Source organism: Streptomyces sp. NPDC052020 (assembly GCF_040680575.1).
Taxonomy (GTDB): Bacteria; Actinomycetota; Actinomycetes; order Streptomycetales; family Streptomycetaceae; genus Streptomyces.
Genome location: NZ_JBFAWY010000037.1, coordinates 28,416 through 49,891, shown reverse-complemented (window position 1 = coordinate 49,891; position 21,476 = coordinate 28,416). Strand labels below are relative to the sequence as shown.

Annotated in this window: 17 protein-coding genes and 2 pseudogenes; 9 read left to right on the top strand and 10 right to left on the bottom strand. The window is 70.8% G+C overall.

Annotated features, from left to right (window positions below):
• Nucleotides 1-40: 40 nt before the first annotated feature.
• Nucleotides 41-1,312 (top strand): MFS transporter, encoded by a 1,272-nt coding sequence (locus tag AB0L74_RS28755; protein WP_365658523.1) that lies wholly within the window; start codon nucleotides 41-43, stop codon nucleotides 1,310-1,312.
• 487 nt (nucleotides 1,313-1,799) lie between these two features.
• Nucleotides 1,800-2,249 (top strand): annotated as a pseudogene (locus AB0L74_RS28750) (LysR substrate-binding domain-containing protein); the annotation flags it as partial.
• A 232-nt stretch (nucleotides 2,250-2,481) separates the two neighbouring features.
• On the opposite strand, the gene AB0L74_RS28745 reads toward AB0L74_RS28750, so the two are convergent.
• The 5 genes from AB0L74_RS28745 to AB0L74_RS28725 form a co-directional block, all read right to left on the bottom strand.
• On the bottom strand, nucleotides 2,482-3,042 hold the full coding sequence (locus AB0L74_RS28745) for an XRE family transcriptional regulator (RefSeq protein ID WP_365658520.1): 561 nt from the start codon (nucleotides 3,040-3,042) through the stop codon (nucleotides 2,482-2,484).
• A 4-nt stretch (nucleotides 3,043-3,046) separates the two neighbouring features.
• Nucleotides 3,047-3,235: a hypothetical protein gene (locus tag AB0L74_RS28740; protein WP_365658517.1), complete on the bottom strand. Its 189-nt coding sequence runs from the start codon at nucleotides 3,233-3,235 to the stop codon at nucleotides 3,047-3,049.
• 5 nt (nucleotides 3,236-3,240) lie between these two features.
• Nucleotides 3,241-5,415, bottom strand: coding sequence for a helix-turn-helix domain-containing protein (locus tag AB0L74_RS28735; RefSeq protein ID WP_365658514.1), 2,175 nt, complete (start codon nucleotides 5,413-5,415; stop codon nucleotides 3,241-3,243).
• A gap of 1,208 nt (nucleotides 5,416-6,623) precedes the next feature.
• Nucleotides 6,624-6,926, bottom strand: a complete 303-nt coding sequence (locus AB0L74_RS28730; protein WP_365658511.1) for a hypothetical protein — start codon at nucleotides 6,924-6,926, stop codon at nucleotides 6,624-6,626.
• Nucleotides 6,927-7,256: 330 nt separating this feature from the next.
• Nucleotides 7,257-7,922, bottom strand: coding sequence for a helix-turn-helix transcriptional regulator (locus AB0L74_RS28725; RefSeq protein WP_365658508.1), 666 nt, complete (start codon nucleotides 7,920-7,922; stop codon nucleotides 7,257-7,259).
• A gap of 197 nt (nucleotides 7,923-8,119) precedes the next feature.
• Between AB0L74_RS28725 and AB0L74_RS28720 the strand changes: the two genes are divergently transcribed.
• The 5 genes from AB0L74_RS28720 (at nucleotide 8,120) to AB0L74_RS28700 (ending at nucleotide 14,425) form a co-directional block, all read left to right on the top strand.
• On the top strand, nucleotides 8,120-9,451 hold the full coding sequence (locus AB0L74_RS28720; RefSeq protein ID WP_365658505.1) for a cytochrome P450: 1,332 nt from the start codon (nucleotides 8,120-8,122) through the stop codon (nucleotides 9,449-9,451).
• Between the two features lie 24 nt (nucleotides 9,452-9,475).
• On the top strand, nucleotides 9,476-10,690 hold the full coding sequence (locus AB0L74_RS28715; protein WP_365658502.1) for a cytochrome P450: 1,215 nt from the start codon (nucleotides 9,476-9,478) through the stop codon (nucleotides 10,688-10,690).
• Nucleotides 10,691-10,954: 264 nt separating this feature from the next.
• The gene (locus AB0L74_RS28710; RefSeq protein ID WP_365658499.1) at nucleotides 10,955-11,581 is read left to right on the top strand and encodes a hypothetical protein; all 627 of its coding nucleotides are present in this window, start codon (nucleotides 10,955-10,957) and stop codon (nucleotides 11,579-11,581) included.
• A 4-nt stretch (nucleotides 11,582-11,585) separates the two neighbouring features.
• On the top strand, nucleotides 11,586-12,809 hold the full coding sequence (locus AB0L74_RS28705; protein WP_365658496.1) for a DUF6545 domain-containing protein: 1,224 nt from the start codon (nucleotides 11,586-11,588) through the stop codon (nucleotides 12,807-12,809).
• 149 nt (nucleotides 12,810-12,958) lie between these two features.
• Nucleotides 12,959-14,425, top strand: coding sequence for a cytochrome P450 (locus AB0L74_RS28700; RefSeq protein ID WP_365658493.1), 1,467 nt, complete (start codon nucleotides 12,959-12,961; stop codon nucleotides 14,423-14,425).
• Between the two features lie 172 nt (nucleotides 14,426-14,597).
• Here the strand turns inward: AB0L74_RS28700 and AB0L74_RS28695 are convergent.
• The 3 genes and pseudogenes from AB0L74_RS28695 to AB0L74_RS28685 form a co-directional block, all read right to left on the bottom strand.
• Nucleotides 14,598-14,750: pseudogene (locus AB0L74_RS28695) on the bottom strand (NADPH:quinone reductase); the annotation flags it as partial.
• 396 nt (nucleotides 14,751-15,146) lie between these two features.
• Nucleotides 15,147-15,572, bottom strand: coding sequence for a hypothetical protein (locus AB0L74_RS28690; protein WP_365658490.1), 426 nt, complete (start codon nucleotides 15,570-15,572; stop codon nucleotides 15,147-15,149).
• A gap of 48 nt (nucleotides 15,573-15,620) precedes the next feature.
• Nucleotides 15,621-16,223, bottom strand: a complete 603-nt coding sequence (locus AB0L74_RS28685) for a hypothetical protein (RefSeq protein WP_365658487.1) — start codon at nucleotides 16,221-16,223, stop codon at nucleotides 15,621-15,623.
• Nucleotides 16,224-17,348: 1,125 nt separating this feature from the next.
• Between AB0L74_RS28685 and AB0L74_RS28680 the strand changes: the two genes are divergently transcribed.
• On the top strand, nucleotides 17,349-17,876 hold the full coding sequence (locus tag AB0L74_RS28680; protein ID WP_365658484.1) for a DinB family protein: 528 nt from the start codon (nucleotides 17,349-17,351) through the stop codon (nucleotides 17,874-17,876).
• Nucleotides 17,877-18,201: 325 nt separating this feature from the next.
• Here AB0L74_RS28680 and AB0L74_RS28675 read toward each other — a convergent pair whose 3' ends face one another.
• The gene (locus AB0L74_RS28675; protein ID WP_365658481.1) at nucleotides 18,202-19,332 is read right to left on the bottom strand and encodes a ParB/RepB/Spo0J family partition protein; all 1,131 of its coding nucleotides are present in this window, start codon (nucleotides 19,330-19,332) and stop codon (nucleotides 18,202-18,204) included.
• Nucleotides 19,329-20,594 carry a ParA family protein gene (locus AB0L74_RS28670; RefSeq protein ID WP_365658478.1) on the bottom strand — a complete coding sequence of 422 codons (1,266 nt, stop codon included), beginning with the start codon at nucleotides 20,592-20,594 and terminating at the stop codon, nucleotides 19,329-19,331. The genes AB0L74_RS28675 and AB0L74_RS28670 overlap by 4 nt, the downstream gene beginning before the upstream one ends.
• A gap of 303 nt (nucleotides 20,595-20,897) precedes the next feature.
• Between AB0L74_RS28670 and AB0L74_RS28665 the strand changes: the two genes are divergently transcribed.
• Nucleotides 20,898-21,368: a GNAT family N-acetyltransferase gene (locus AB0L74_RS28665; protein ID WP_365658475.1), complete on the top strand. Its 471-nt coding sequence runs from the start codon at nucleotides 20,898-20,900 to the stop codon at nucleotides 21,366-21,368.
• Nucleotides 21,369-21,476: the final 108 nt, after the last annotated feature.

Sequence of the window (21,476 nt, the reverse complement as noted above, 5' to 3'; positions counted from 1 at the left end):
GGCAACCCGCCACCCCGGCCTCCCCGAAAGTACGGATCACATGGGCCACCCGCCCCTCGCCTCCCCACGCACCCCGCCCACCGCTGCGCTGTCCCCCTCCATAGCCGCGGCGCAGAAGCGCACCCTGACCGTCCTGCTCGTCTCCCAGGTCCTCAGCGGTGCCGGCCTCGCCGCCGGTGTCACCGTCGCCGGGCTGCTGGCCGGGCAGATGCTCCACGACACCTCGCTGTCCGGGCTGCCCATCGCCCTGCTCACCGCGGGCTCCGCCGGCGCCGCCGTCGTCATCGGACGCGTCTCCCAGCGCCTCGGCCGCCGCCCCGGACTGGCCGCCGGATACCTCACCGGCGCCCTCGGCGGTGCCGGCGTCGTCGTCGCGGCCGCGCTCGGCAGCCCCGCGCTGCTGTTCGTCTCCCTGTTCCTCTACGGCGCCGGCACCACGTCCAACCTCCAGGCCCGGTACGCGGGAGCCGACCTCGCCCCGCCCCATCAGCGTGCCCGCGCCACCTCCACCGTCATCGTCGTCACCACCGCCGGCGGCATCGCCGGCCCCCTGCTCGCCGCCCCCGCCGGGCACCTCGCGACCACACTCCACCTGCCCGCACTGACCGGCCTGTTCCTCCTCTCCACGGTCGCGTTCACCCTGGCCGCACTCACCCTCCTCGTATGGCTGCGCCCAGACCCGCTGGTGCTCGCCCGAGCCCTGCCCGCGGCCTCGGACGAGGGCGCACCCGCCCTTTTCCCCTCCCGGCCCGGCCCCGGCCTGCTCGTCGGCGTCGTGGTCCTCGTCCTCAGCCAGCTCGTCATGGTCGCCGTGATGACCATGACCCCCATCCACCTGCACGCCCACGGCTTCGGCACCGCCGCCTCCGGCCTGGTCATCGCCCTGCACACCGGTTCCATGTACCTGCCGTCCCCACTGGCCGGCCACCTCGTCGACCGATTCGGCGCCACCGCCATGAGCGTGGTGACGGCCGGCACACTGCTCGCCGCGGGAGTGGTCGCCGCCCTCGCGCCCGGACGCTCCATCAGCCTGATCGCCCTCGCCCTCGTCCTGCTCGGCGTCGGCTGGAACTTCGGCCTGGTCACCGGCACCGCGATCGTCACCGACAGCACACCCCTCGCCACCCGCGCCAAGGTCCAGGGACTCGTCGACGTCGCCATCGCCCTTGCGGGGGCTGCCGGCGGCCTGGCCTCCGGCGTCGTCGTCGCCTCGGCCAGCTACCCGGTCCTCGCCGTTCTGTGCGGCGCCCTCGCCTTCGTAGCCGCGCCTGCGGCCATCGTCGCAGCCCGCAAGCGCTTCGCGCGCGCCTGACCGGCGTGGTCGGGGCAGGGACGGGACACCGCAGCACTGGAAAGAGCCCGATCGGTGACCATCACGCTCCCCTTTTCGGCCGACCTACCGTGCCCGTTCGGTGCCCTGTCCAGCGCAGATGGCGATCTCGGCTACGCGTTCGGAGTGCGTGCGGGAACGCAGCGGGCTGGCCGGCGGTTCGGCCGGTGCGGACGCGCCTGCGGATGGCCGCGGACCTGGTGGGCGAACAGTGCGAGGGCGTGCTGCCGCAAGCGGACGGGAAGGCGGGCTACTTGTCACAGACGCCCGGTGCCTTCCGGTCCCTCACCTCGTGGTCCGCCGGCGGCTCGGGCTCGACGGCCGTACCGACATAGCGTGACGGCGCCGGTCACGAGGACGCGCACGCGCCGTCTCCCCGGGGCAGCGCGAACCGGGAGCGCGTCACCAGGAGACCTCTCCCTCGTCGTCGAAGAAGCGGCCCGTCGGCCCGTCGGCGCCGGCCGATACGCAGGCACGGTTGCTGCACGACGGCCGGGCCGACGTAGCCCTGCTGCATCGGCCATTCGACGACACGGCCGGCTTCGACACCGAGGACCTGCACTTCGAGGGTCAGGTCGCGATCCTCCCGGTGGGCCACCCTCTCAGCGCCCGCCCCCACGTGCGGCTCGCCGAGGTCAGCGACCTTCCCGACCTGCCCCTGCCCCGCTGGCCTCGCCCTGACGGCACCTTCCCGGACGGCCCCGGACCGCGGGTGCGCGACCACACGCAACTCACCCAGCTCATCGCCCTCGGCCGCGCCTGCGCGGTCGTGCCGGAGTCGGGCCGCACCGGCCTGCGCGAGGACCTCACCGCCGTACCGGTCTCCGACGCCCCCCACGTCACCACGGTCATCGCCTGGCCCCCGCACAGCCGCTCAACGGCGGTCGCGGGGCTGGTCCGCGCCGCCACCGCCCTGTGACCGCCGGCGGTGAACGCCGGGGCACCGTGCCGGATCTCGGGGACAGCGTCCGGTCCGCCATCAGCTCCCGGCGCATCGCGCGGTACGAGGTGACCGGCCCGCACCGGCGTCGCCAAAACCGCGCCCCTGGCACCGCCAGGCTCCGACGCGAAGGCACAACAAGCCTGCCTCGGTGGCACCTATCGCGCCTCGGCTCAGGCGACGGCACCTCATTTCGTCGGCGGTTCTCGCCTCAGTATTCGAGATCCAGGTAATCGATGTCGTTGATGGCGACGTCCGAGAGACCCGCAGCGCGGGCTCCGCCGTCCTGGAAGTACACGTCTTTGAACCCTTCGGCGATGATCTGGCGCATCTGCCGGTCGCCGGCCCCGGCGTCGCGGGCGTCGAACAGGCGGCGGGCGTACTGCGGGGGAAGGTGCACGGTGAGCCGCCGGAAGCGTCCGTCGTCGGTCGTGCCGACCGGCGCGGTGTACCCGAACCGGGCCCGGGTCTCCACGGTGATCCCTCGGGTGCGGGCGGCCTCGCGGCGCCGGCGCTCGCGGACCCGGGGCTGCCACCGCCGCCGTACCGCGGCCTCGATCCTCGCGGCGATGTCCTTGGGCGGGTTCTTCCTGGCGCCCCGCCGGTAGCGGTTGACGGAGTCCGCGGTGACTCCGATCTCCGCCGCCACCGCCTTCGCCGTGCCCAACCGCCTGAGCAGGTAGCCGATCTGCCCCTTGAGGGTCTTGGGGGGTTCCCGGGTGAAGGTCTCCTGTTCGGCGCGCTCGATGGCGTCCTCGATCTCTCCCGCCACGGCTTCAGCTCCCTTCGGGGGTGGGGTCCCGGCCGTCGGGGCCGGCCGGCCGGAACCAGTTCTTCCGCATCTCGCGCGGGTCATGCCGCCACAGCTCGGAGCGGAGCCGGGTGCGCGCCTCCCGGCGGCCCGGCGTCCGCTCCGGCTCCGGGCCGGTCTCCAGTGACCGGGCGGGGCGGGTGCCGGTGGTCACGGCGCTTACTCACCGTCGTCCATGACGGCGTCGCCGCCCTTGATGTGCCGGGCCGGGTTGTAGCCCTTCTCCATCAGGTCGACGGCCCACAGCAGTTCCTGGACGCCTTCCAGCTTCGCCAGGCCCGGCGTGGGGCCGAGGCGGAACCCTCCGGGCTGGGGCTTGCCCGAGGCGGCGTAGGGCAGGAAGTCCAGCGGCGAGGGTCCGGGACTGGGATAGACGACGCAGTCGGACAGCACGGCGAGCGGGTACAGGCCCGTCATCCGGGACATGTTCAGCAGCTTGCGGTGCATGTTGACCCGGGCCTTGGAGATGACGGCGGCGCGGATGTCCGGGCGCCAGGTCGGCCGCTCCAGGGCCGGCCACCGCTCCCCCGCCTGGTAGTTCTTGCCCTGCGGGCGCTCGCGCAGCTTGCCGACGCCGCCCTTCACGGTCGCCTTGATGGCGGACAGGACCGCGGCCAGGGCCGGGTCGTCCCTGTGCCGCTCCATCGCCGACAGGAACTCCTGATCGGACAGGTCCCGGGTGACACCGAGATCGGCGAGGGTGTCGACGTAGGCGGTCTTGAGCCGGTCGTGCCACGGGTCGAGGTAGGCGCCGGTCTCGCGGCGCAGGTACGCCTCCAGGGGCCGGACGTTGTAGCCGAGCTCCTGGGCGTAGGCGACGGTGTGCGTCTGGTACCAGGCCGGTCCCGTCGGGCGCTCGCCGGTCGGCGTGAACGGCGACGGCAGGCGCGGGTCCAGCTCCACGTGGGAGAGATCGACCAGCCAGGAGCCGGGGATCTTCGGGTTGAACGCCGGGCTCACGAAGTGCACCGGCTCGGACAGGCCTACCGTGAGGCGGGCGGCGGCCGCGAGGAACGCGGTGTTCAGGTCCAGGCCCACCGCGTACGGCAGGCAGCACTCCTCATCGGTCAGGAGGTCGACGTCGCGCACCCACTGGTACGCCTCCTCGTTCAGGAACCCGCCCCTCCAGCCCGAGTTCACGACGACGGGGTGCTCGGGGGTGGCCTCCGGCGGCGCCGGGTCCAGCGGCTCCGTCCCCAGCGAGCCGGGATTGTGGCCGGGCACCCAGTTCCCGGTCGCCTCGTCCCGCACCGCGCGGGTGGGCGGACGCAGCGCCGTCATCAGCTCCAGTCCCGTCACGGCGGTGGAGCCGCGCGGGGTGATGACCCGCTGGGCGTAGACGCCGAGGACCCGGGCGATGTCGGCCGGCTCCATGCCGGCGACGCCGGGCCAGGACCGCTCGTCGAGGGCGTCCCACGACAGGACCGCCAGCTGGACGCACTGCCGTTCACGTCCCTGGGCCTTGCGGTAGATCCGCGCCCAGGGGCCGAAACCGCGCTGCGTGAGCTGCCACTTCGCGCGTCCGGTCTCCTGGACCACCGGGTGGTCGTCGGGCAGGCGCAGGGAGCGGCGCTGCTCGCGGCCCTCCAGGCGCTCGGGCAGCCCGAGCCGCACGGCCGCGGACGCGGTGAGCACGATGAGCGGGTCGGAGTCCTTGCCGTAGCGGTTGAGCTTCGGGGCGCCGAGGCCGGACTCCCGCAGCGTCCACTCCACCAGCTGGGGAACCGTGGTCGCCGGGCAGTCGAGCACGATGCCGTCGGCGCCGTACGCGCAGCCGTCACCGTCCAGCACCGCGAGCGGACCGTGCGGGAACCGGGGATCCGCGGCGGCGGGTTCGGCGGCCCTCACCGCGGCCGGACGACGCGACGACGCCGCCGGGCGCGCGGCCGGACGGCCGGTACGCCCAGACGCGGCCGGACCAGTGGCACGCCCGGGCACGGCCGGGGCGGCGGGCGCCTGCACCGGCACGGCCGTCCCCGCCTCGGGCGCCTCGGAAGCGGCCGGGGCGGTGCACGCGGCCGTCCCCTCCTGCCGCGGTGCGGCGACCGGGGCCTGCGCGACGACGGGGGCGGCGGGGGTGCCGTGCGCGGGGTACTTCGCCGCCCAGCCCTTCAGCAGCCGCTGGTACGCCGTCAGGCGCGGCTCCTTGGGCTCGCTCCGGCCGTTCTCCCAGTTCTTCACGCTCTGGGTCGTCGTCTTCAGCGCGGTCGCGAGGCGGGCCTGGGTGACGCCGGCGGCCTCCCGCAGCCGGGCGCGCTCCGCCGGCGGCGGAAGCTGCGGCTCCTCCTCGAGCAGCGCGTCGACCGACGCGAACAGCTCTTCCTCGGTAGCCATCCGCACTCCTTTCGCACCTCGAACCCTAACCCAATTTATCCTTGTGTTTAGCCCATCCATGTAACCCGAGCGGGTTGAGTCCGGGGTGCGGTGTGCCGTCGATCGACAGGTGTCCAGCCCCCTCGCCCGGTGACCGTGGCTGCGGAGGGGCGAGCCGGTCTTCGACCGGGCCCACCAGATCCTGACCGAACGCGGGCAGCGCGAGCCGGACGAGGATGCCGTCGCGCAGGCTGCGGCAGAGCTACTGGACCGGGCCTCGGACGGGCCAGACCACGAGCCTGGCCGCCGGGCGGCGGAGCCTGCGCCGTGGCGGTTCGCCGCCTGCGAGGCGGTCCTCACCCCGCCCGACGCCGCCGTCCAGGGCCTTGCCGGATCGCCCGGCCGGATCGTCTTCGGCGACAACGGCGGTGGCGACCGGCTCGCGGTCGGCCTGACCCCCGGGCCCTGCGGCCGGACCGGGCAGGTCGTGATGCTGGGCCACGAGCCGTACACGGGAGCCGAGTTGGCCGCCCACTCGTCCACCGGCCCGGTACGGGGGGTCAAGCCGCGCCGGCCCCGCGCACAGTGCGAGGCGCCGCCGGTCGTGGTTCACGTCAACGTGGCCCACCTGCCCAGCGCCGAGGCCGCCGCGCAGCCGGAACTGGAGGTGCTCTGCGTCGGGGTGCGGGACGGCCCTCCGCTCGATCTCACCCCCTGTGACCGGACTCCCGCGTCCGCGGACCCTCACCGCCTACCCGGGCGCCCTCGCCGGCCTCCGGCAGATCGGCCGGCTCACCGGGCCCGAATACCTCGAAGCCGGGCCGGCGGAACGGCGGTCGCTGCTGGACTCGGGGGCCGTCCCCGCAGCCTGGCGGCGGCCGGCATCGCCGCGCGCGGACTGGGCGACCAGGGGCGGCTCGTCGATCCGTCCAACGAGATCCCGGCCCTGTGGGGCCGGCCGCCGATCGTTCGCGTCGTCATCGACGGTGACCTGAGCCCGTTGCCGCCCGCCTGAGCGTGAGGCTTCCCGGCCGCACCCGGCAGGGGGCGTCATCCCGCACCCGAGGGGAGACCCTGGCCGGCCGGCTCGCCAGCGCCCCCGAGGCCGTCGCCGGCCTCCTCGCCGGCCGCGTTTCCCGCCACGGTCACCGGCCCCGGCCACGTCGGCGGCACACCAACCGCCGCAAGATGGCGTCGGCCCCGGCCGGCGGTCCGCAGCGCTTGGCGGCTTACATCGGGCTCCAGGTGACGTCGGCGGCGATGCGGTGCTGGGTGCGGCGGGCACGTGCCGCTGTGTCGATCTTGCGGATGGCGCGCCGGGTGCGGTTCAGGCTGCGGGAGAGTTGTTCGATCACCTCACGTGCTTCGGCGAAGCCGCCCTCGGCGCCGGACGCGGCGGGCTGCCACGCTCCCGCCGCGTCGCGCTGCCGGCCGATGGCCGCGCACGTGTCGATCAATTGCGTCATCAGGATCTGGAGCTGGGTGACGTCCTCGGCGGCGAACGCGTCGGTACTCAGTCGTTGCGCGGTCAACGGGTTCCCCCTTGGTGCTCCGCCGCGCGTGTGCACCGACGCACCGGACACGGGCGTGCGGTGGTGCGTTCGTCGGCAGGCGGAGTGACGCAGACGGTTTCGGGCAAGGCAGGCTGCACAGTCGCCGTCGCGGTGTTCTGTGCCGACGGCGAACGCCCCTGATGGTGCTGCACCTCGGGCAGGGTGTCAACAATCGGAGAAAGCCCACGTCAGACGTGGTGCGCCAGGATTTCGGCATGCCATCATGCGTGGCACCCGCGCCACGATCGGCGACACGGTGGTACGCACGCGGGCCGGTCGCGGCCAGTGCGCGGTGCGGGCACCCCCGGGTCAACCGCCGCGTCGCGCGCGCGCCTCGTCGCGGAGCTGGGCCAACACCGGCAGCAGGGTGACGACGTCGATTTCGCCGGCGCCGCGCAACGCCACAGAGGTGGAGTCGAACTCCTCGGCGAGGGTGGCCAGGACGAGAGCGCGCAGGTCGGTGTCGACCATCTGGGTCAGGTGCGTGATGAGGGCGGTGGCTTCGTCCCGGTGACAGAAGCCCCGGGGCACCCGCGAGGGCGGCGTGCGCCGCTGGGAGACCTGGTCGAAAAACCTCTCCAGCCGGTCGGCGTGGGCCGCGTTCGCACTCCGCTTGCCGTTGAGCAGGCTGGAGATCTGCTGGAAAGAGATGTTGGTGGCCTCCTCCATGTCCCGCAGCGAATACGGCTCGCCTCCGCACTTGGTGCGGGTGTCGCGCAGGAAGTTCAGCCGCTCACGGAACAACCGCCTCTGGAAGACCTCCAGGGCTTCCTTGCCCTCTGGCTCGACCTCCGGCATGGCGCCCTGGAGCAGCTCCCCGACGCGCTGCGGGGTGATGCCGGTGTGGAAGGAGACGAACTGCGGGTTCAGAAACCGCTCGACGGGCTGGCCGAGATAGGCGGCGTACTTCTCGATGTCGCCGCGCAGACGCGCGATCTCGGCTGCGGCCGCCTTCTGGCGGGAGGAGTCGGTCACCAAGTCTCCAAAGGGCCACGGCGTCGGCGGTGCGCAGTGAGGGTATCCGGTCGGGACGCCGCCAACCAGAGCCGTCTTCAATTGTTGACACCTCCACAGGCGGTCCCTCAGGATCACATACACCCGGGCCGCGCTCAGCGCCCGGGCGGCTCGTGCGGCCCGGCCCCGCCTCCCCTGGTGATCACGGAACTGGTGCGATGACCTCCCACTCTCCCTACGCGACCGATCTGTCCGACACCCGGTTACCCCCGCCCGGCTGCCCGGCCCACCAGGACGCCTGCCACATCACCGGCGACGATCTGCGGCACGACCCCGCCGCCTTCTACGAGGCCCGACGGCGCGCGTACGGAGGCGTCGTACCGGTGGTCCTCGACGGCGTGTTCGCGTGGCTCGTACTCGGCTACGCCGAGCTGAAAGAGGTCACCCAGCGAGGAGAGACCTTCACCAGGGATTCCCGTTACTGGCGACCCCGCGAGGGAAGCGTTCCCGAGGGCTGGCCCCTGGAGCCGCACACCGTCTGGCGGCCGAACGCGGTCTTCGCCGGCGGCGAGGAGCACACACGGCTGCGCGGGGCCCTCACCCGCGCCCTGGGCAAGGTGAAGGCCCAGCGGGTCCGCCGGTCCGCCGTGGAGACCGGTCACCGGCTCATCGACACGTTCGTCGGCGCCGGCCGGACGGATCTGCTGGCCCGCTACGCGCTTCCGCTGCCGCTGCTCACTCTGATGCGGCTGTTCGGCTTCCCGCCGGCGGCCGAAGCGCCCCTGCAACGCGCGATCGCGGCCCTGCTGGCCTGCGGCGACGACGCACCGGCGGCCGCGCGGCAGGTCATGGACATCGTCACCGGGCAGGTGAGGCGACGCCGCGAGGAGCCGGCCGGGGACCTCACGACCTGGCTCATCCAGGAACACGATGCCATGTCCCCCGGCATGTCGCGGGACGCGGTGGACACCGAGATACGCGAGCAGATCTGGCTGACCATCAACGCCGGCCACGGAGCGACGGCCGTCTGGATCGCGAACGCCATAGAGCAGCTGGTCAGCCGCCGCGACGTGCAGGCCGGTATGTGGGCCGGGTGGATGGACGTCCAGGGAGCGCTCCGGGCAACCCTGTGGGAGCGGACCCCCTTGCAGAACGTGATCGGCCGGTGGGCGACGCGGGACGTCGTCGTGGGCGGCCGTCACATCCAGGCGGGCGACATGCTCGTCCTCGGCCTGGCCGGCGCGAACACCGACCCGTGCCACGGGTCCGCGAGCGACCGCGCGGACTTCGCCACGTACAACGAGGCCTTCTTCTCGTGGGGCAACGGGCCACACCAGTGCCCGGTGCCCGATCTCGCCCAGGCGATCGCGCGGGCAGCGGTCGAATGCCTCTGGGACCGTATCCCCGACGTCCACCTCACCGATCCCGGCCGGCCCGTGGAATGGGAGCCGGGCATCATGATGCGCTGTCCCCGCGCCCTGCCGGTCTCCTTCGATCCCGCCCAGCCCCACGCCGCGACTCGGCGTCGCGCCCCAACCGGAGGTTGCTGAATGGCGCTTGCCCTCGACGATCCCGTGACCACTCTGGATCCCTATGCCGCCGACGTGGTCGCGGAAGGGAACCGACTGCGCCGGCTGGGCCCCCTGGTGCCGATCGAGCTGGACGGCGCCGTGAGGTGCTGGGCGACCGCGGACTACGCCACCGCCGACAGGATTTTCACGAGCCCCGATTTCAGCAAAGACCCCGTCCACTGGAAGGACTACCAGGACGGCCGGATACCCGCCGGCTGGCCCCTGCTGCCGCTGATCACCATGAAGAGCATGCTCAACCGCGACGGTGCCGACCACCTGAGACTGCGCTCCCTGCTCAGCCAGGCCTTCACCCCCAAGCGGATCGAGCGGCTGCGGCCGGTGATCGAGAAGATGGCCGACACCCTGCTGGACGGTCTCTCCGCCGCCGGTGGCGCGGTCGTGGACCTGCGCCGGGAATACGCGTTCGCCCTGCCGATGGGCGTCATCTCCCACCTCTTCGGCGTCGAGGACCGCGCCGACCGTCAGCTGCTCGCCCAGTACTACGGCACGGTCATCGGCAGCCAGAGCACTCCGGAGCAGATGCGAGCCGCCCAGCTCGGCCTGGGCCGGATCATCGGGAAACTGATCGAGACCAAGCGGACCGGTCCTGGTGACGACCTCACCTCCGCCCTGATCGCGGCCCACGACGGCGAGGACCGGCTCAGCGCGGAAGAACTCGCCGAAACGCTGCTCCTGATGCTCTTCGCCGGCCACGAGACCAGCAAGAACCTGATCACCAACGCGGTCCGCTCCCTGCTGGAGCACCCCGACCAGTTCGCCAAGGCCCGCGCCGCGTCCGGCACGGACTGGACCCGTGCGGTGGTGGAAGAGACGCTGCGCTGGCTCAGCCCCATCCGCGTGGTGATGTTCTACTACGCGCGCACCGAGCTCCTCCTCGACGGCGTCCGGATCAGGGCGGGTGACCCCGTCCTGATCTACGTCGCGGCAACCGGCCGCGACCCCGAACGCTTCGGGCCGACCGCCGACACCTTCGACGTCACCCGTACCGCCGCCCGCCACCTGTCTTTCGCCAAGGGCGCCCATTACTGCGTCGGAGCACCCTTGGGGCGGATGACCGCCTCCGTCGCCCTGGACGCGCTGTTCCGCCGGTTCCAGGTGGCCTGCCCCGACCCTCGCGCCCTCGTCCCGGAATGGACGTACGCCTCCAACTCCGTCCAAGCCCTGCCCGTGACCCTCACCGCCCTGGTCCCCGCGTAGCGGCGTCCCCTCGGCGGCTCTCCCCCGGGCGGTGCTCCCGGCGCTCCCCCTCGGGCCATCACCGGTTCACCGCCGGCCTGGTACTCTCCCCCCGCAACTCGATTGGCACAGCTGGTCATGGCGTGACCAGAGGGGGGAGATGAGGCCGTCACCGACCATGACCGGCCCGCACCACCACCGCCCCACCACAGCACGACCGCCCCGCGGCATCCGCCCGGTTGTGCCCACGACCAGCGAGACCCCGGGACGGGAGGACCCACAGGCATGAACCACACCGGCGCCGCGCCCCCGTACCGCGCCGGCACCCACGGACGTGCCCACCGCGACGGAGCCGCTCCTCGCGGCCGTGCCTTCAACGGGGACGTCCGCCGAGCCCGTCGCATCTTCCGCAAGAAGCTCGGCCTGGCCCCAGGCGCAAGCCTGCAACAACTCGTCGACGCCATCGCCGACCTCAATCAGCGGCCGATCACCGTCCAGGAGATGGATCTCGACCCGGCACTGAGCGGACTGTGCCTGCGCGGCCCCACTCAGGACCGGATCATCATCAGCCGCGACAACACGGCCTGGCAGAAGTTACGCGTCAAGGTCCACGAACTGGGCCATCTGCTGCCCTGGATCGCCACGGACACGGACGACGCGTGCGTCAACGGCCACGGCATCCAGCTCCGCCCCGACCACCTGGCCCACCAACTGACCACCCTGCCACCGGATCTGGTACGCGACGTACTGAGCGCGAACCGCCCGGCCAAGCTCCGCGCCGTCTACGACTCGGGGGAAGAACTGGCGGCCGAGGCCTGGGCCACCGCCGTACCGCGGCTCCTCGCCGCCGACGGCGGCACCAACGCCGCCGCGGACGCCATCACCAGCGCCTTCACCAACCGCTCCTGGTAACGCGATGTGGCTGACTCTCCTGACCGCGGTCAACCTCACCATCGCTGTCGCCACCCTGAGCCTGGGCATCACCAAAGCCCTGGCCGCACGGCACGAGCCGGGCCGCACGCTGAAACTGACCGCGTCGGTCCTCCTGCACGCCGGCGTCATCTTCCTCCTGGCCACCCCGCCCGTCTACCGAGCCGTGGGACGGGCCGTCCACTCCGCCAACCTTCCGGCGCTGCTGATCGACATCGCCACCCTGCTCTGCGTCGGCCACGCCCAGTACATGACCCTGCTGTGGCACCCCGAACGGCACACACCGGCCGCGCGGCGCAAAGCCCTCCGGCGCTGGCTGCCCTTCTACACGGCGGTGACAGCCGCCATGACCCTCCTGTACGCCGTGGCCGACCTGCCGGGCGCGGCTCGTCCCCTCCGCTTCGCGCCCGCCTACGCCGACGTGCCCGCGGTCCTCGCCCTGAAGATCATCTACTTCGGCGCCCTCACCATCACCGTGCTCGCCACGATGAACCAGTGCCGGCACGTCACCATGCCCGACCGCCCGGAACTCGCCCAGGACGTCCGCCGCTGCATGCAATGGTTCGCCCTCGCCGTCGGGCTCGACCTGGCCACGGCCGCCTTCACCCTCACCGCGATGATCAGCGTTCTCACCGGCGGCGGACACCGACTGGACTTCCTCGCCGACGCCTCCTGGGCCGCCACCATCCTCAGCGGGATCGCCGCCAACCAGTCCCTGGGCCGCCTCGTGCTGGCCACGACCCGCAGTGACCGCCGCGACCGCCGCCTCCTCAAACCCCTGTGGCGACTCGTCGTGGCCGGACAGCCCGATCTCGTCATCCCCACGGCCTGGTGGGAAAGCAGCCGGATCAGACTCGACCGCATGATGATCGAGACCCTGGACGGCGCGCGGACCCTCAAGCCGTGGATGAGCAGCGCCCCCGCTCTCGCGGTATCCGACCTCCTCGGCGGGTCAGGGACAACACCCGGACCCGCCATCCCGGACGCGGACCATACCGCGGCCCAGGCCGCCGCCGTCCTGCGTGACGCCGCCCTGCGGCGGGCGTCGGACAGCCCTCCCGTCAGCCAGGGCAGCCGTCCCCCGTCGCTCCCCGGCGTCAACGTGCCCGCCTCCGAGCAACAGGCGTACTTGGTACGGGTCGCCCGGTACCTGCATCACCCACTTGTCGACCAGGCCCTCCAGCGGCCCGCCCCGGCGACAGCACCGTGACCAGATCACGGCGCCGCTGACGACCGGGCCGTCCGACAGCGGTCACGCGGGTGTGACGCAAAGATCAAGAACAACCCGCATTCCGGTGATCGATCTTGGGCATGCATCGGCCGCACCTCAGCGACCCCACCCGAGGAGTGCCCAGCGTCATGAACACCCCGCACCCCGCCCCCGCCCCCGCCCCCACGCCCACCGCGCCAGGCGGACTGCCGATCGTCGGACACGCCCATCACCTCGCCCGCACCCCCCTGTCCTTCATCACCTCTCTGCGGGAACACGGCAGCGTCGTCCGCATCCGTATCGGCACCACGCCCGCCTACGTGGTCACCGACCCCGTACTCACCCGCCAGGTCCTCGTCACCGACGCCGCGCACTTCACCAAAGGCGGCAAAATCATCGACGCTCTCCGGGTGTTCTTCGGTGACGGACTCGCCACCGTCGCCGACGGCGACACCCACCTGCGCAACCGGCGCCTGTTGCAGCCGATGTTCAACAAGGCCCACATAGCCACCCGGACCGACGCCATGATCGACCAGGTCGCGTCGATGGTGGCCGCCTGGGAGGACGGCGAGCCGCGCGACGTCTTCGCCGACATGAACGACGTCACGCTGGCCGCCTTCCTGGTCGCCCTGTTCGGCACCGACCTGCCGGGCCACCTCCAGGGCGAGTTCACCAGCCTGATGCCCGCCATCATGAGGGGCACCATCCGGCAGACCATACTGCCGTCCTGGGTCACCCGCCTTCCGCTGCCGGCCCACCGCGCCCACGCCGCCCGGGTCGACCGTCTGCGCACCCTGATCGACCAGGCCATCGACCACCACGCCGGCCGGCCTCTCCCTCCCCCGCCGACCTCCGCGGACGCCGCCGGATGCCCGCACGCGGCAGGCCGGACGGGGCTGTTCGAGACCCTTCTCAACGCACCTGATCCGCTCACCCGGCAGCAGTTGCAGGACGAGGCCATCACCCTGCTGACCGGCGCCATCGAAACCACCGGCACCACCCTGGCGTGGACCCTGTACGAGATCAGCCGGCATCCTGAGATCGAGCGGCGGCTGCGCGCGGAACTCGCCTCCGTGTGCGCGGGCCGGCCGTTGCGCGGCGACGACCTGGACCGGCTGCCGTTCGCACGCCAGGTGTTGCAGGAGGCCGTCCGCAAGTACGGGCCGGCCTGGATGGTCACCCGTACCGCCACACGCGACATCGACCTCGGCGGGCACCGCATCCCGCAAGGCGCCGACGTCGTCTGGAGCCCGTACCTCCACCAGCACGACCCCGACCACTTCCCCGACCCGGAGACCTTCGACCCAGGCCGCTGGACCGCCGAGCGCGCTCCGCGTACCCGCGGCTCCTTCCTCGCCTTCGGTGACGGCCGCCGCAAATGCGTCGGCGAGAACTTCGCCTGGACGGAATTGCAGATCATCCTCGCCACGGTGCTGCGGTCCTGGTCCCGCCTGGACCTGGCGTCAAGGCCGCCCCGCGCCCAAGCCGTGGTCACCGTCAAACCCGACCGTCTGACGATGGCCTTCAGCGGACGAACCAGCCAGTGCCGTGAGACCACGGCTCAGGCGGGCACCACCACGGGGACCAGTGAACCGGAACCCGCGGGATCCAACTGACCGACCTGCCAAGGCTCCCACCGAGCGCCCGGTGATGCCGGGGTGCCAGGCGGGAGCCGAACGGCCCTGCGTGCCCGGCGCCGACGATGCCGGCCGTCGGCGCCGGGCGTCAGCCACAACCCGGGCGAGTCCCTTCTCCTCACCCGGGCCGCGCACGCCGTCCCCGCCCGGCTCAGTTCACCAGCACAACCCTGCCGCACACCTCCCCCGCGTCCATCTCGCGGTGGTCCGGCACCGCCCGGTCCAGCGGCGACACCTCGTGCACGACCGCGCGCAGGCCCCCGTGCGCGGCATCGGCGAACCGGGACGACCGCACGGCCTGCCGGGCCTCCCGCCGCTTCGCCGCCTACGTGACCGAGGCGTTCCGCGCCCCACCAGAGACGGGAGCGCCTACGCCGCTGCCGCCGGCACCACGCATGCGGCCCACGCACTCGCCCAGGCCGCCGTGAATCCGTCACCCGCAGATCCGTCCGGGGAGGGCAATCCGGCGCCGCGGGCCGAGCCTACGTATCCGAGGCGACGGGCGCGGGCCCACGCGGACGCGGTCCGTCGGCGTGCCTCGGTCGCCGTCCTCATCGTGTCGGCGCTCCCCCGTCATCCGGATGGCGATCTCGACGCGCTGAAGTTCACGATGGCTGGGTATAGTACAGGCGCACCTCTTACTCAGGCGCAGGGCCGCCACCGGTTTTCCGGTGGCGGCCCTGTTTTGTCCTCAGGCGCCTCAGGCGACCTGGAGTTTCGGGCGGCCGTCCGCCGCGGGCGGGACGGCGGCGTAGGCGGGCAGCTTCAGGTTCGGCAGCTCGCCGGCCTTGATGCTGGCGATCGCGGCCCTGAAGGCGGCCTCCATGTCCTGGGAGCTGGCGTACTTCGCTGCCAGAGGGTGCAGACGGTAGGAGTTCCCCTTACCGCGGTTGCCCTCCTCGTTCTGCGGCCGCAGGACGATGTTCAGCTCGCACAGGGGGGCGATGAGGTTGCTGATGGCCTGCGGGGTGACGCGGTACTCGCTCGCCATGTCCTTCTGGCGCACGGGAAGGTAGCCGCCGAAGTCGCTGCGGTAGACCAAGTACTGCAGGAACTTGACCGTGGCCCCGGAGACCGGTAGGGCCCAGATGCGTTCGGACACGACCGGCGACATTACTTCAGCCATCGGTATCCCTTCCTCGTGCCGGGTGGTGGAGAGGTTGACGGGTGCCTATCACCCTGTACGCCTTCCCGTTCCATAGTGTGAGTTGCGGGTGAAGTCGAGGTCCAGTTCCTCTTGGTGGACGTCCGGGCCGATGGCGTGGGGAAAGGCCTCGGGGTCGCGGTCGTGCTGGACGGCGAGTTGCTCGAGGACGGCATGCTGGGCGTTGCTGTTGCCGTGGAACCACAGGCGTACGTTCAGCTGGATCACGCCGTTGCCGAGCTGTTCGACCCACTTGTAGCCCACCAGGGCCTTGATGGCCCGGTTGACCGTGGAGCGGGTGATGCGCTTGCCCCCCTTCTTCGCGGCGAGCTCGTTGAGGCCGTCGGTGATCTCCTGCTGCGTGTAGCGGGCGATGCCTGTGCCGCGCTGCTGTCCGCCGGCGACGTAGAGGAAGACACAGAGCTGGGACTTGGTGATGGAGTTGGCGACGGCGAGCTGGGCCAGGAGCTGGGTGAACCAGTTGGAGGCCAGGCTGTAGCCGGCGTCTCCCGCCATGTCGTGGACAGCCGTGTGATCGGGCTCGTACTCGAACGTGACGTTCTTGAGCTTGCGGCGGCTACGGGGGTCCGCGCTCTGGGTGACTTCGCCAAGCTGCTCTCCGAGGACCTGCAAGAGATCGTCAAAGCCCGCATCGTCCGATGCGGCGTCAGGGACGACTCGGGGCCGTCGGCGTGCTGGTGGATCGGCTGTCACAGGACCTCCTTTGATACTCAGGCGATCCAGAGACTAGCTCAAATATCAAGCGGTGCTTGCGTTTCGCTGCGGCGATGCGCCGGGCCGTCCCCCTAAGAGACCTCCGCGCCCCGGAACACCCGAAGAATCAAACACAGCTTGACTTTTCCAGCCTTCTAGCGACGAAAATCAAGCACAGGTTGACTTCCCGTGTCGCCATTCCGGCACATTCTCGCGGTTGCCACTCGCCCCGACGCACCGTTCCGGCGCTCACCGCCACCCTCCTGACCTGCGGCTTCGTCCGCCCGCGCAGGCCCCGGAGAAAATCAACCACAGCTTGATTTTCCGCCCCGAATGTGCCCGCCAGATTGACATTTCAGAGACCCGAATGTGCTCTCCAGGACACCATGGTCTTCGCAAAACCGCAGGTCACAGCCTTAGAAGCCGCCGCTGCTCTTACTAAAGAGGCAGCTGACTGCCTCGCTCCACGCCGGAGTCGGAGGAATGGAACGACGCTTCCCGGGCCCCGGTCCGGACGTTGCCGTTCTGCCTCAGCCAACCGCCGGCCCCTCACTGACCGGTACCACCGAACGCCGACCCACGTGGCGGGATGCCCGCCCACGGACAGGCGGAGGTACCCGCACCACCCACTCGGCCCAGCCACGTTCTTCTTGTGAACCGTCACGGCAGCCACCACCCGAGTCTCGGCACCGCTGGTGCTGTCCACTGCCCGCACCGCATGACGGCGCCGCACGCGAAGCGAGCGTTCGCACGGGCAGGGCCGTGTTCACCACGGACAAGAAGCCTTACAGGGCCTTGAGTCCCTCCCCCGCACCCTGGCGCTTTCGTCAGGCGACCGCTGACAAGCCTGGGGTCGCACCAGACGGCCCCGACGGTGATCTTCTGGTGGCGGCAGTCCAGCTGGTGCGGGGTTCCACCTTCTGACGCCTGGCACATCGCCTTCCGTGACGCAACGGACCTCGCACGGACGTCGACGCCGCGACGCGTGTTCGTCGTCAGCGAAGACACCCGTAGGCCGCGGCCGCCGCCGTCAGGGTGGAGCTCATGCACAGGACTCCAGATGGACGCCCCATCCCGCCCGGCAGTGCCGACGAACGCACCATGCTGGAAGCATGGCTGGACTTTCACCGTGCGACCCTCGCGCTGAAGTGCTCGGGTCTCGAAGAGGGACAGTTACGGCTTGCTGCGGCATCCCCCTCGACGATGACGCTTCTCGGTCTCGTTCAGCACATGGCCGAGGTGGAGCGGAACTGGTTCCAGCGTGTGTTCGCGGGTCGGAAGGTGTCACCGGTCTTCGGGGAGAGCAATGCCGACGGCTTCGCCCTTCACCCGGAACGAGGACTCGACGAGGCGATGGCTGCCTGGGAAGCGGAGGTCGCTCAAGGCCGTGAGCTGATCGCTGACGCATCGCTGGACGACTTCGGCCACCTGTCCGAACAGGAAGCGGGGCACGCCGGCGATGAGGGGGTATCCCTGCGTTGGATCATGGTGCACATGATCGAGGAATACGCGCGTCACAACGGTCATGCCGATCTGATCCGCGAACAGATCGACGGAGTTACCGGCGCGTGAGCGGTTGTGAGACATGCTTGCGCGGTCGGAAGGGCCGCGAGGGTCCTTTGCATATGGGCCACGAGCAGGTCTGACCGGCCGGCCTGGTTGCCGCCCGGCACGGCGGGCGCAGACCGCGGCAGCCGGTTCCGCTTCAGCTTCGACCCTGGAATTGGCCTCCTTCTGTCCGTGGGAGCTCGCCCGCAAAGTGACGGCCCCGCGTCCCGGCAGGCCGGGACGCGGGGCCGTGGCGGCGGCCCGGGCATCCCCATCGCGTCGGCTGGCGGACCGGCTCAGATGACGGCGAGGCGGCGGGCGGCCTATTCGCTGGGGTGCGGAGTGCGGGTCAATTCGCCGGAGCGTGGGCTGCCTGTTCCGCGAGGGATAGGGCCAGCTCCCGAAGCCTCGCTGGATCCCGCTGCAACCCCTTCATGCCCAAGAACTGAAGCAGGTCGAAGAAGGCATCGTCGGACTCGACCTTGCGATCCAGGAGCAATGCCAGGGCGCCGGGCTGGTCATACGGCACCTTGCGGACTTTCTGCACCTCATCAGCGGTGTTCTCGCTGGTGCCCGTTACCCGAGAGACGGTGCGTGGCTCGGGAACGCCTTCCTTCCGCTGACGCGCCTGGTGCTGGTCCGCTCCGTCCGTGGTGCCGGGGTGCTGTGGCTTGTCACTGATTACGTCGTAATCACCGCTGCTGTCGCTCGCGGTCCTCGGTGTGACCGCCGTGTCAGCCCGCTTGCCCGACTTGGCCGCCTGCTTCTCCGCTTCCTTGCGGGCTCGCTCCGCCTTCAGCTCCTCCAGAGCGCTTTCTTGGTCCTCCTGCGGCCTGTTGCCGACGGCACGCAGCAGGTCGATGGGTTCCTCACCGATGCGGGCCTGAAGTTCGGGTGTGAGGTTGAGCAAGGCAAGGCGTTGAGACACCCAGCCCTGTGAGCGGTGAAGCCGCTTAGCCAGGGCTCGTTGGCTGCCGTGGATGGCCAACAGCCGCTGAAGGGCCCGGGCTTCGTCGAGCTCTTCCAGGTCTTGGCGGTGGATGTTGGCAACCAGCGCGGATTCGAGGAGTTCCTCGGATGTGGTGCCCTGGTCGTCACTGACCATTACCTTGACGGTGCCGAGGCCGGCTTCGCGTGCGGCCGCGAGTCGGCTACTGCCATCGATGACGACGTGGGTGGTATCCGGCTCGAGGTCGGCTTCTCGTTGCGGGTTGGCCTTGACGTAGGCGTCACGGTTCATCACCGTGATCGCCTGCTTCTGGCCGTGCGTCTTCAGACTGCCCGCGAGGTCCGTCAGGTCTCCGAGGCTCGAGCGGGGGTTGTCCGGGTTGAGGCTGATCCGGTGCGGCGGCAACTCTGTGGGAGGGGCGATGCCCTCGGTGGGGACGCCGGTGGCGGCGGCCACGGCCTGACGGCGAGCGCTCACAGGCCGCACTCCCCCGCCGAAACGGCCGGCGCCAAGCCGATCTGCCTTGCTCACAGCACCTCCCTGGCGAGCGCCCGCATACCGACTGCCTGCTGTGACTTGGGCGCGTACGACAGCAGAGGTCGCTTCACTCGGACGGCTTCCTTCTGTTCCTTGAGGTCTCCGATCAGCCCGACAACGCGTGGGTCCTTTATGTCGACCCAGCCTTGGAGGGAAGACGTGGCGATGTAGCCGCGGCGGGAGTCGTAAAGGTTGACGACGATGCCGAGGTAGTCGATGTCGACTTGGAGGTCGGTGCGCAGGTCGTCGATCTGTGTGGTCAGGAGGTCGTAGGCGTCCGCGGAGCTGTCCTCGGCCTGCACGACGATCAGGGCGCCGGACTGGCCGGGGCCCTCCCCGTCACGACGCCGTCCGTAATAGACGGCGGCGTCCATGCTGAGGCCGAGGCTGGGCGGGCAGTCGACGATGATTACGTCGTAATCACTCTCGAGCGGGGCGAGAGCCCTCTCCAGCGCGGCTTCCCGGGCCCGCACCGCAGACAGCCGCACATCGAGCAGGAACGCGTCATTGCACGCGGGCAGGAGGTGGAGCCTGCCGTCGAAGGTCTCGTCGTCGACGGAGACGATGAGGTCGCGGAGGTCGCCCTTCGGGTCGCCTGCCATGTGGTTGGTGAGGCTGTCGCCGTTCATCGGCAGGGGAGTGGCACCGAGCTGGTTGGTGAGGTGGCACTGCGGGTCGAAGTCGACGAGCAGCACTCGTAGCCCAGGCCCGGGCAGGTTCTCGACCTCGAGCGGGTCGTGCTCCTGGGCGCCGCTATCCGCGTGCGTTTCGCTGGCACGCACAGCCCTGGTGAGTGCCTTGGCGACGCGGACAGGGTGGAGCCTGCCCGGGTCCTCCGCCAGCGCCTCGCCCAGTCCGGCGGTGATGGCGGTCTTACCGACTCCGCCCTTCTGGTTGCAGACGATGAAGCGGCGGGTCACTGCCGGGCGTTCGATTTCTGGGGCCGGGTTGGTGTCGAGCCACAGCTGGACAGCCTGAGCGAGGCCCTGAATGAGGGAAACGCGACGGTCGGCGGCGATCTGCCTGAACTCTTCCCACTGGCCTGTGGGGAGGAAGGTGGAGAAGGGGTCTGCGCCTGCGGTGTCGATGGTGGCGGTGGCGGAAGCGAGGCCGCACCAGTCCCTGATGCCCTGTTCGACGGCGGCTTGGATCTCGATGCCGTGCTGAGCGGCCCTGATTTTGAGGTTCTGCCGGAGCCATGCCGGCAGCTTGGAGACGACCTTCTCGCGGTCGCTAGAGGAGGCTGGCGAACTCATGGGGGTAACCATACTAACGTTCATGATCGTTCAGGACATTGACGCGTTAGTTAGCCCAAGTGGCTGAGGGTTCACACGCTCAGCCCGGTGATTACGCCGTAATCACCGCCCCCCTGACAGCGGCCCAGCCACACCTCCGGCCAGGAGGGCGGAGGCCGGGGAATATGGCTGTGCCCGAGCAAGATGAACGCTCCGGAGCGGACGTCATCGCCCTTCAGGGCACCGAAGCCGACTACCTACAGGCGTCGGGGAGAAGTAGAAGTCGGATGCAGTGGCACCGTGTGTCTGCGAGCATGCGTCGCTGTGGAGATCAACAACTTCGTCGTCCGACGCGCGGTCACCTCCGACGCGGCTGCGGTGGCTGACGTGTGGCTGCGTTCCTTCGCGGCGGCGCTTCCGGGTGTGCGCCGGGCGCATACGGATGGCCAGGTCCGGTCCTGGTTCCGGGAGGTGGTCGTGCCGCGCCAGGAGACATGGGTGGCGACGGTCGATGGGTCGGTGGTCGGGATGATGGTGCTGGACGGTGAAGACCTGGGTCAGCTCTATCTCGATCCGGCCTGGCAGGGTCAGGGCATCGGCGGCCGCCTCGTGCACCTGGCGAAGCAGCGTCGCCCGGCCGGGCTGGCACTGTGGACATTCCAGGTCAACGAGTCGGCGCGACGCTTCTACGAGCGGCACGGCTTCGTCGCTGCCGAGTCCACCGATGGACACCGCAACGAGGAACGCGAGCCGGACATCCGGTACGTATGGTGCCCTGGGGAGCAAGCGCCCTGAGGACGCTCGCGCCGTCTGGGCGGGGTTGTCGCCCACCCAGTGGACGCCCTTCTCACTGCGGACGCGGGCGCGTTCACGGCGTTCGGGGGCCGGGACGTCGCGGTGGCG

What these genes read in the sequence shown, in the direction of transcription:
- AB0L74_RS28755 (WP_365658523.1), top strand. Translation starts at nt 41, where the DNA reads ATGGGCCACCCGCCCCTCGCCTCCCCACGCACCCCGCCCACCGCTGCG.
- AB0L74_RS28735 (WP_365658514.1), bottom strand. Translation starts at nt 5,415, where the DNA reads ATGGCTACCGAGGAAGAGCTGTTCGCGTCGGTCGACGCGCTGCTCGAG.
- AB0L74_RS28720 (WP_365658505.1), top strand. Translation starts at nt 8,120, where the DNA reads ATGACCTCCCACTCTCCCTACGCGACCGATCTGTCCGACACCCGGTTA.
- AB0L74_RS28710 (WP_365658499.1), top strand. Translation starts at nt 10,955, where the DNA reads ATGAACCACACCGGCGCCGCGCCCCCGTACCGCGCCGGCACCCACGGA.
- AB0L74_RS28705 (WP_365658496.1), top strand. Translation starts at nt 11,586, where the DNA reads ATGTGGCTGACTCTCCTGACCGCGGTCAACCTCACCATCGCTGTCGCC.
- AB0L74_RS28700 (WP_365658493.1), top strand. Translation starts at nt 12,959, where the DNA reads ATGAACACCCCGCACCCCGCCCCCGCCCCCGCCCCCACGCCCACCGCG.
- AB0L74_RS28690 (WP_365658490.1), bottom strand. Translation starts at nt 15,572, where the DNA reads ATGGCTGAAGTAATGTCGCCGGTCGTGTCCGAACGCATCTGGGCCCTA.
- AB0L74_RS28680 (WP_365658484.1), top strand. Translation starts at nt 17,349, where the DNA reads ATGCACAGGACTCCAGATGGACGCCCCATCCCGCCCGGCAGTGCCGAC.
- AB0L74_RS28670 (WP_365658478.1), bottom strand. Translation starts at nt 20,594, where the DNA reads ATGAGTTCGCCAGCCTCCTCTAGCGACCGCGAGAAGGTCGTCTCCAAG.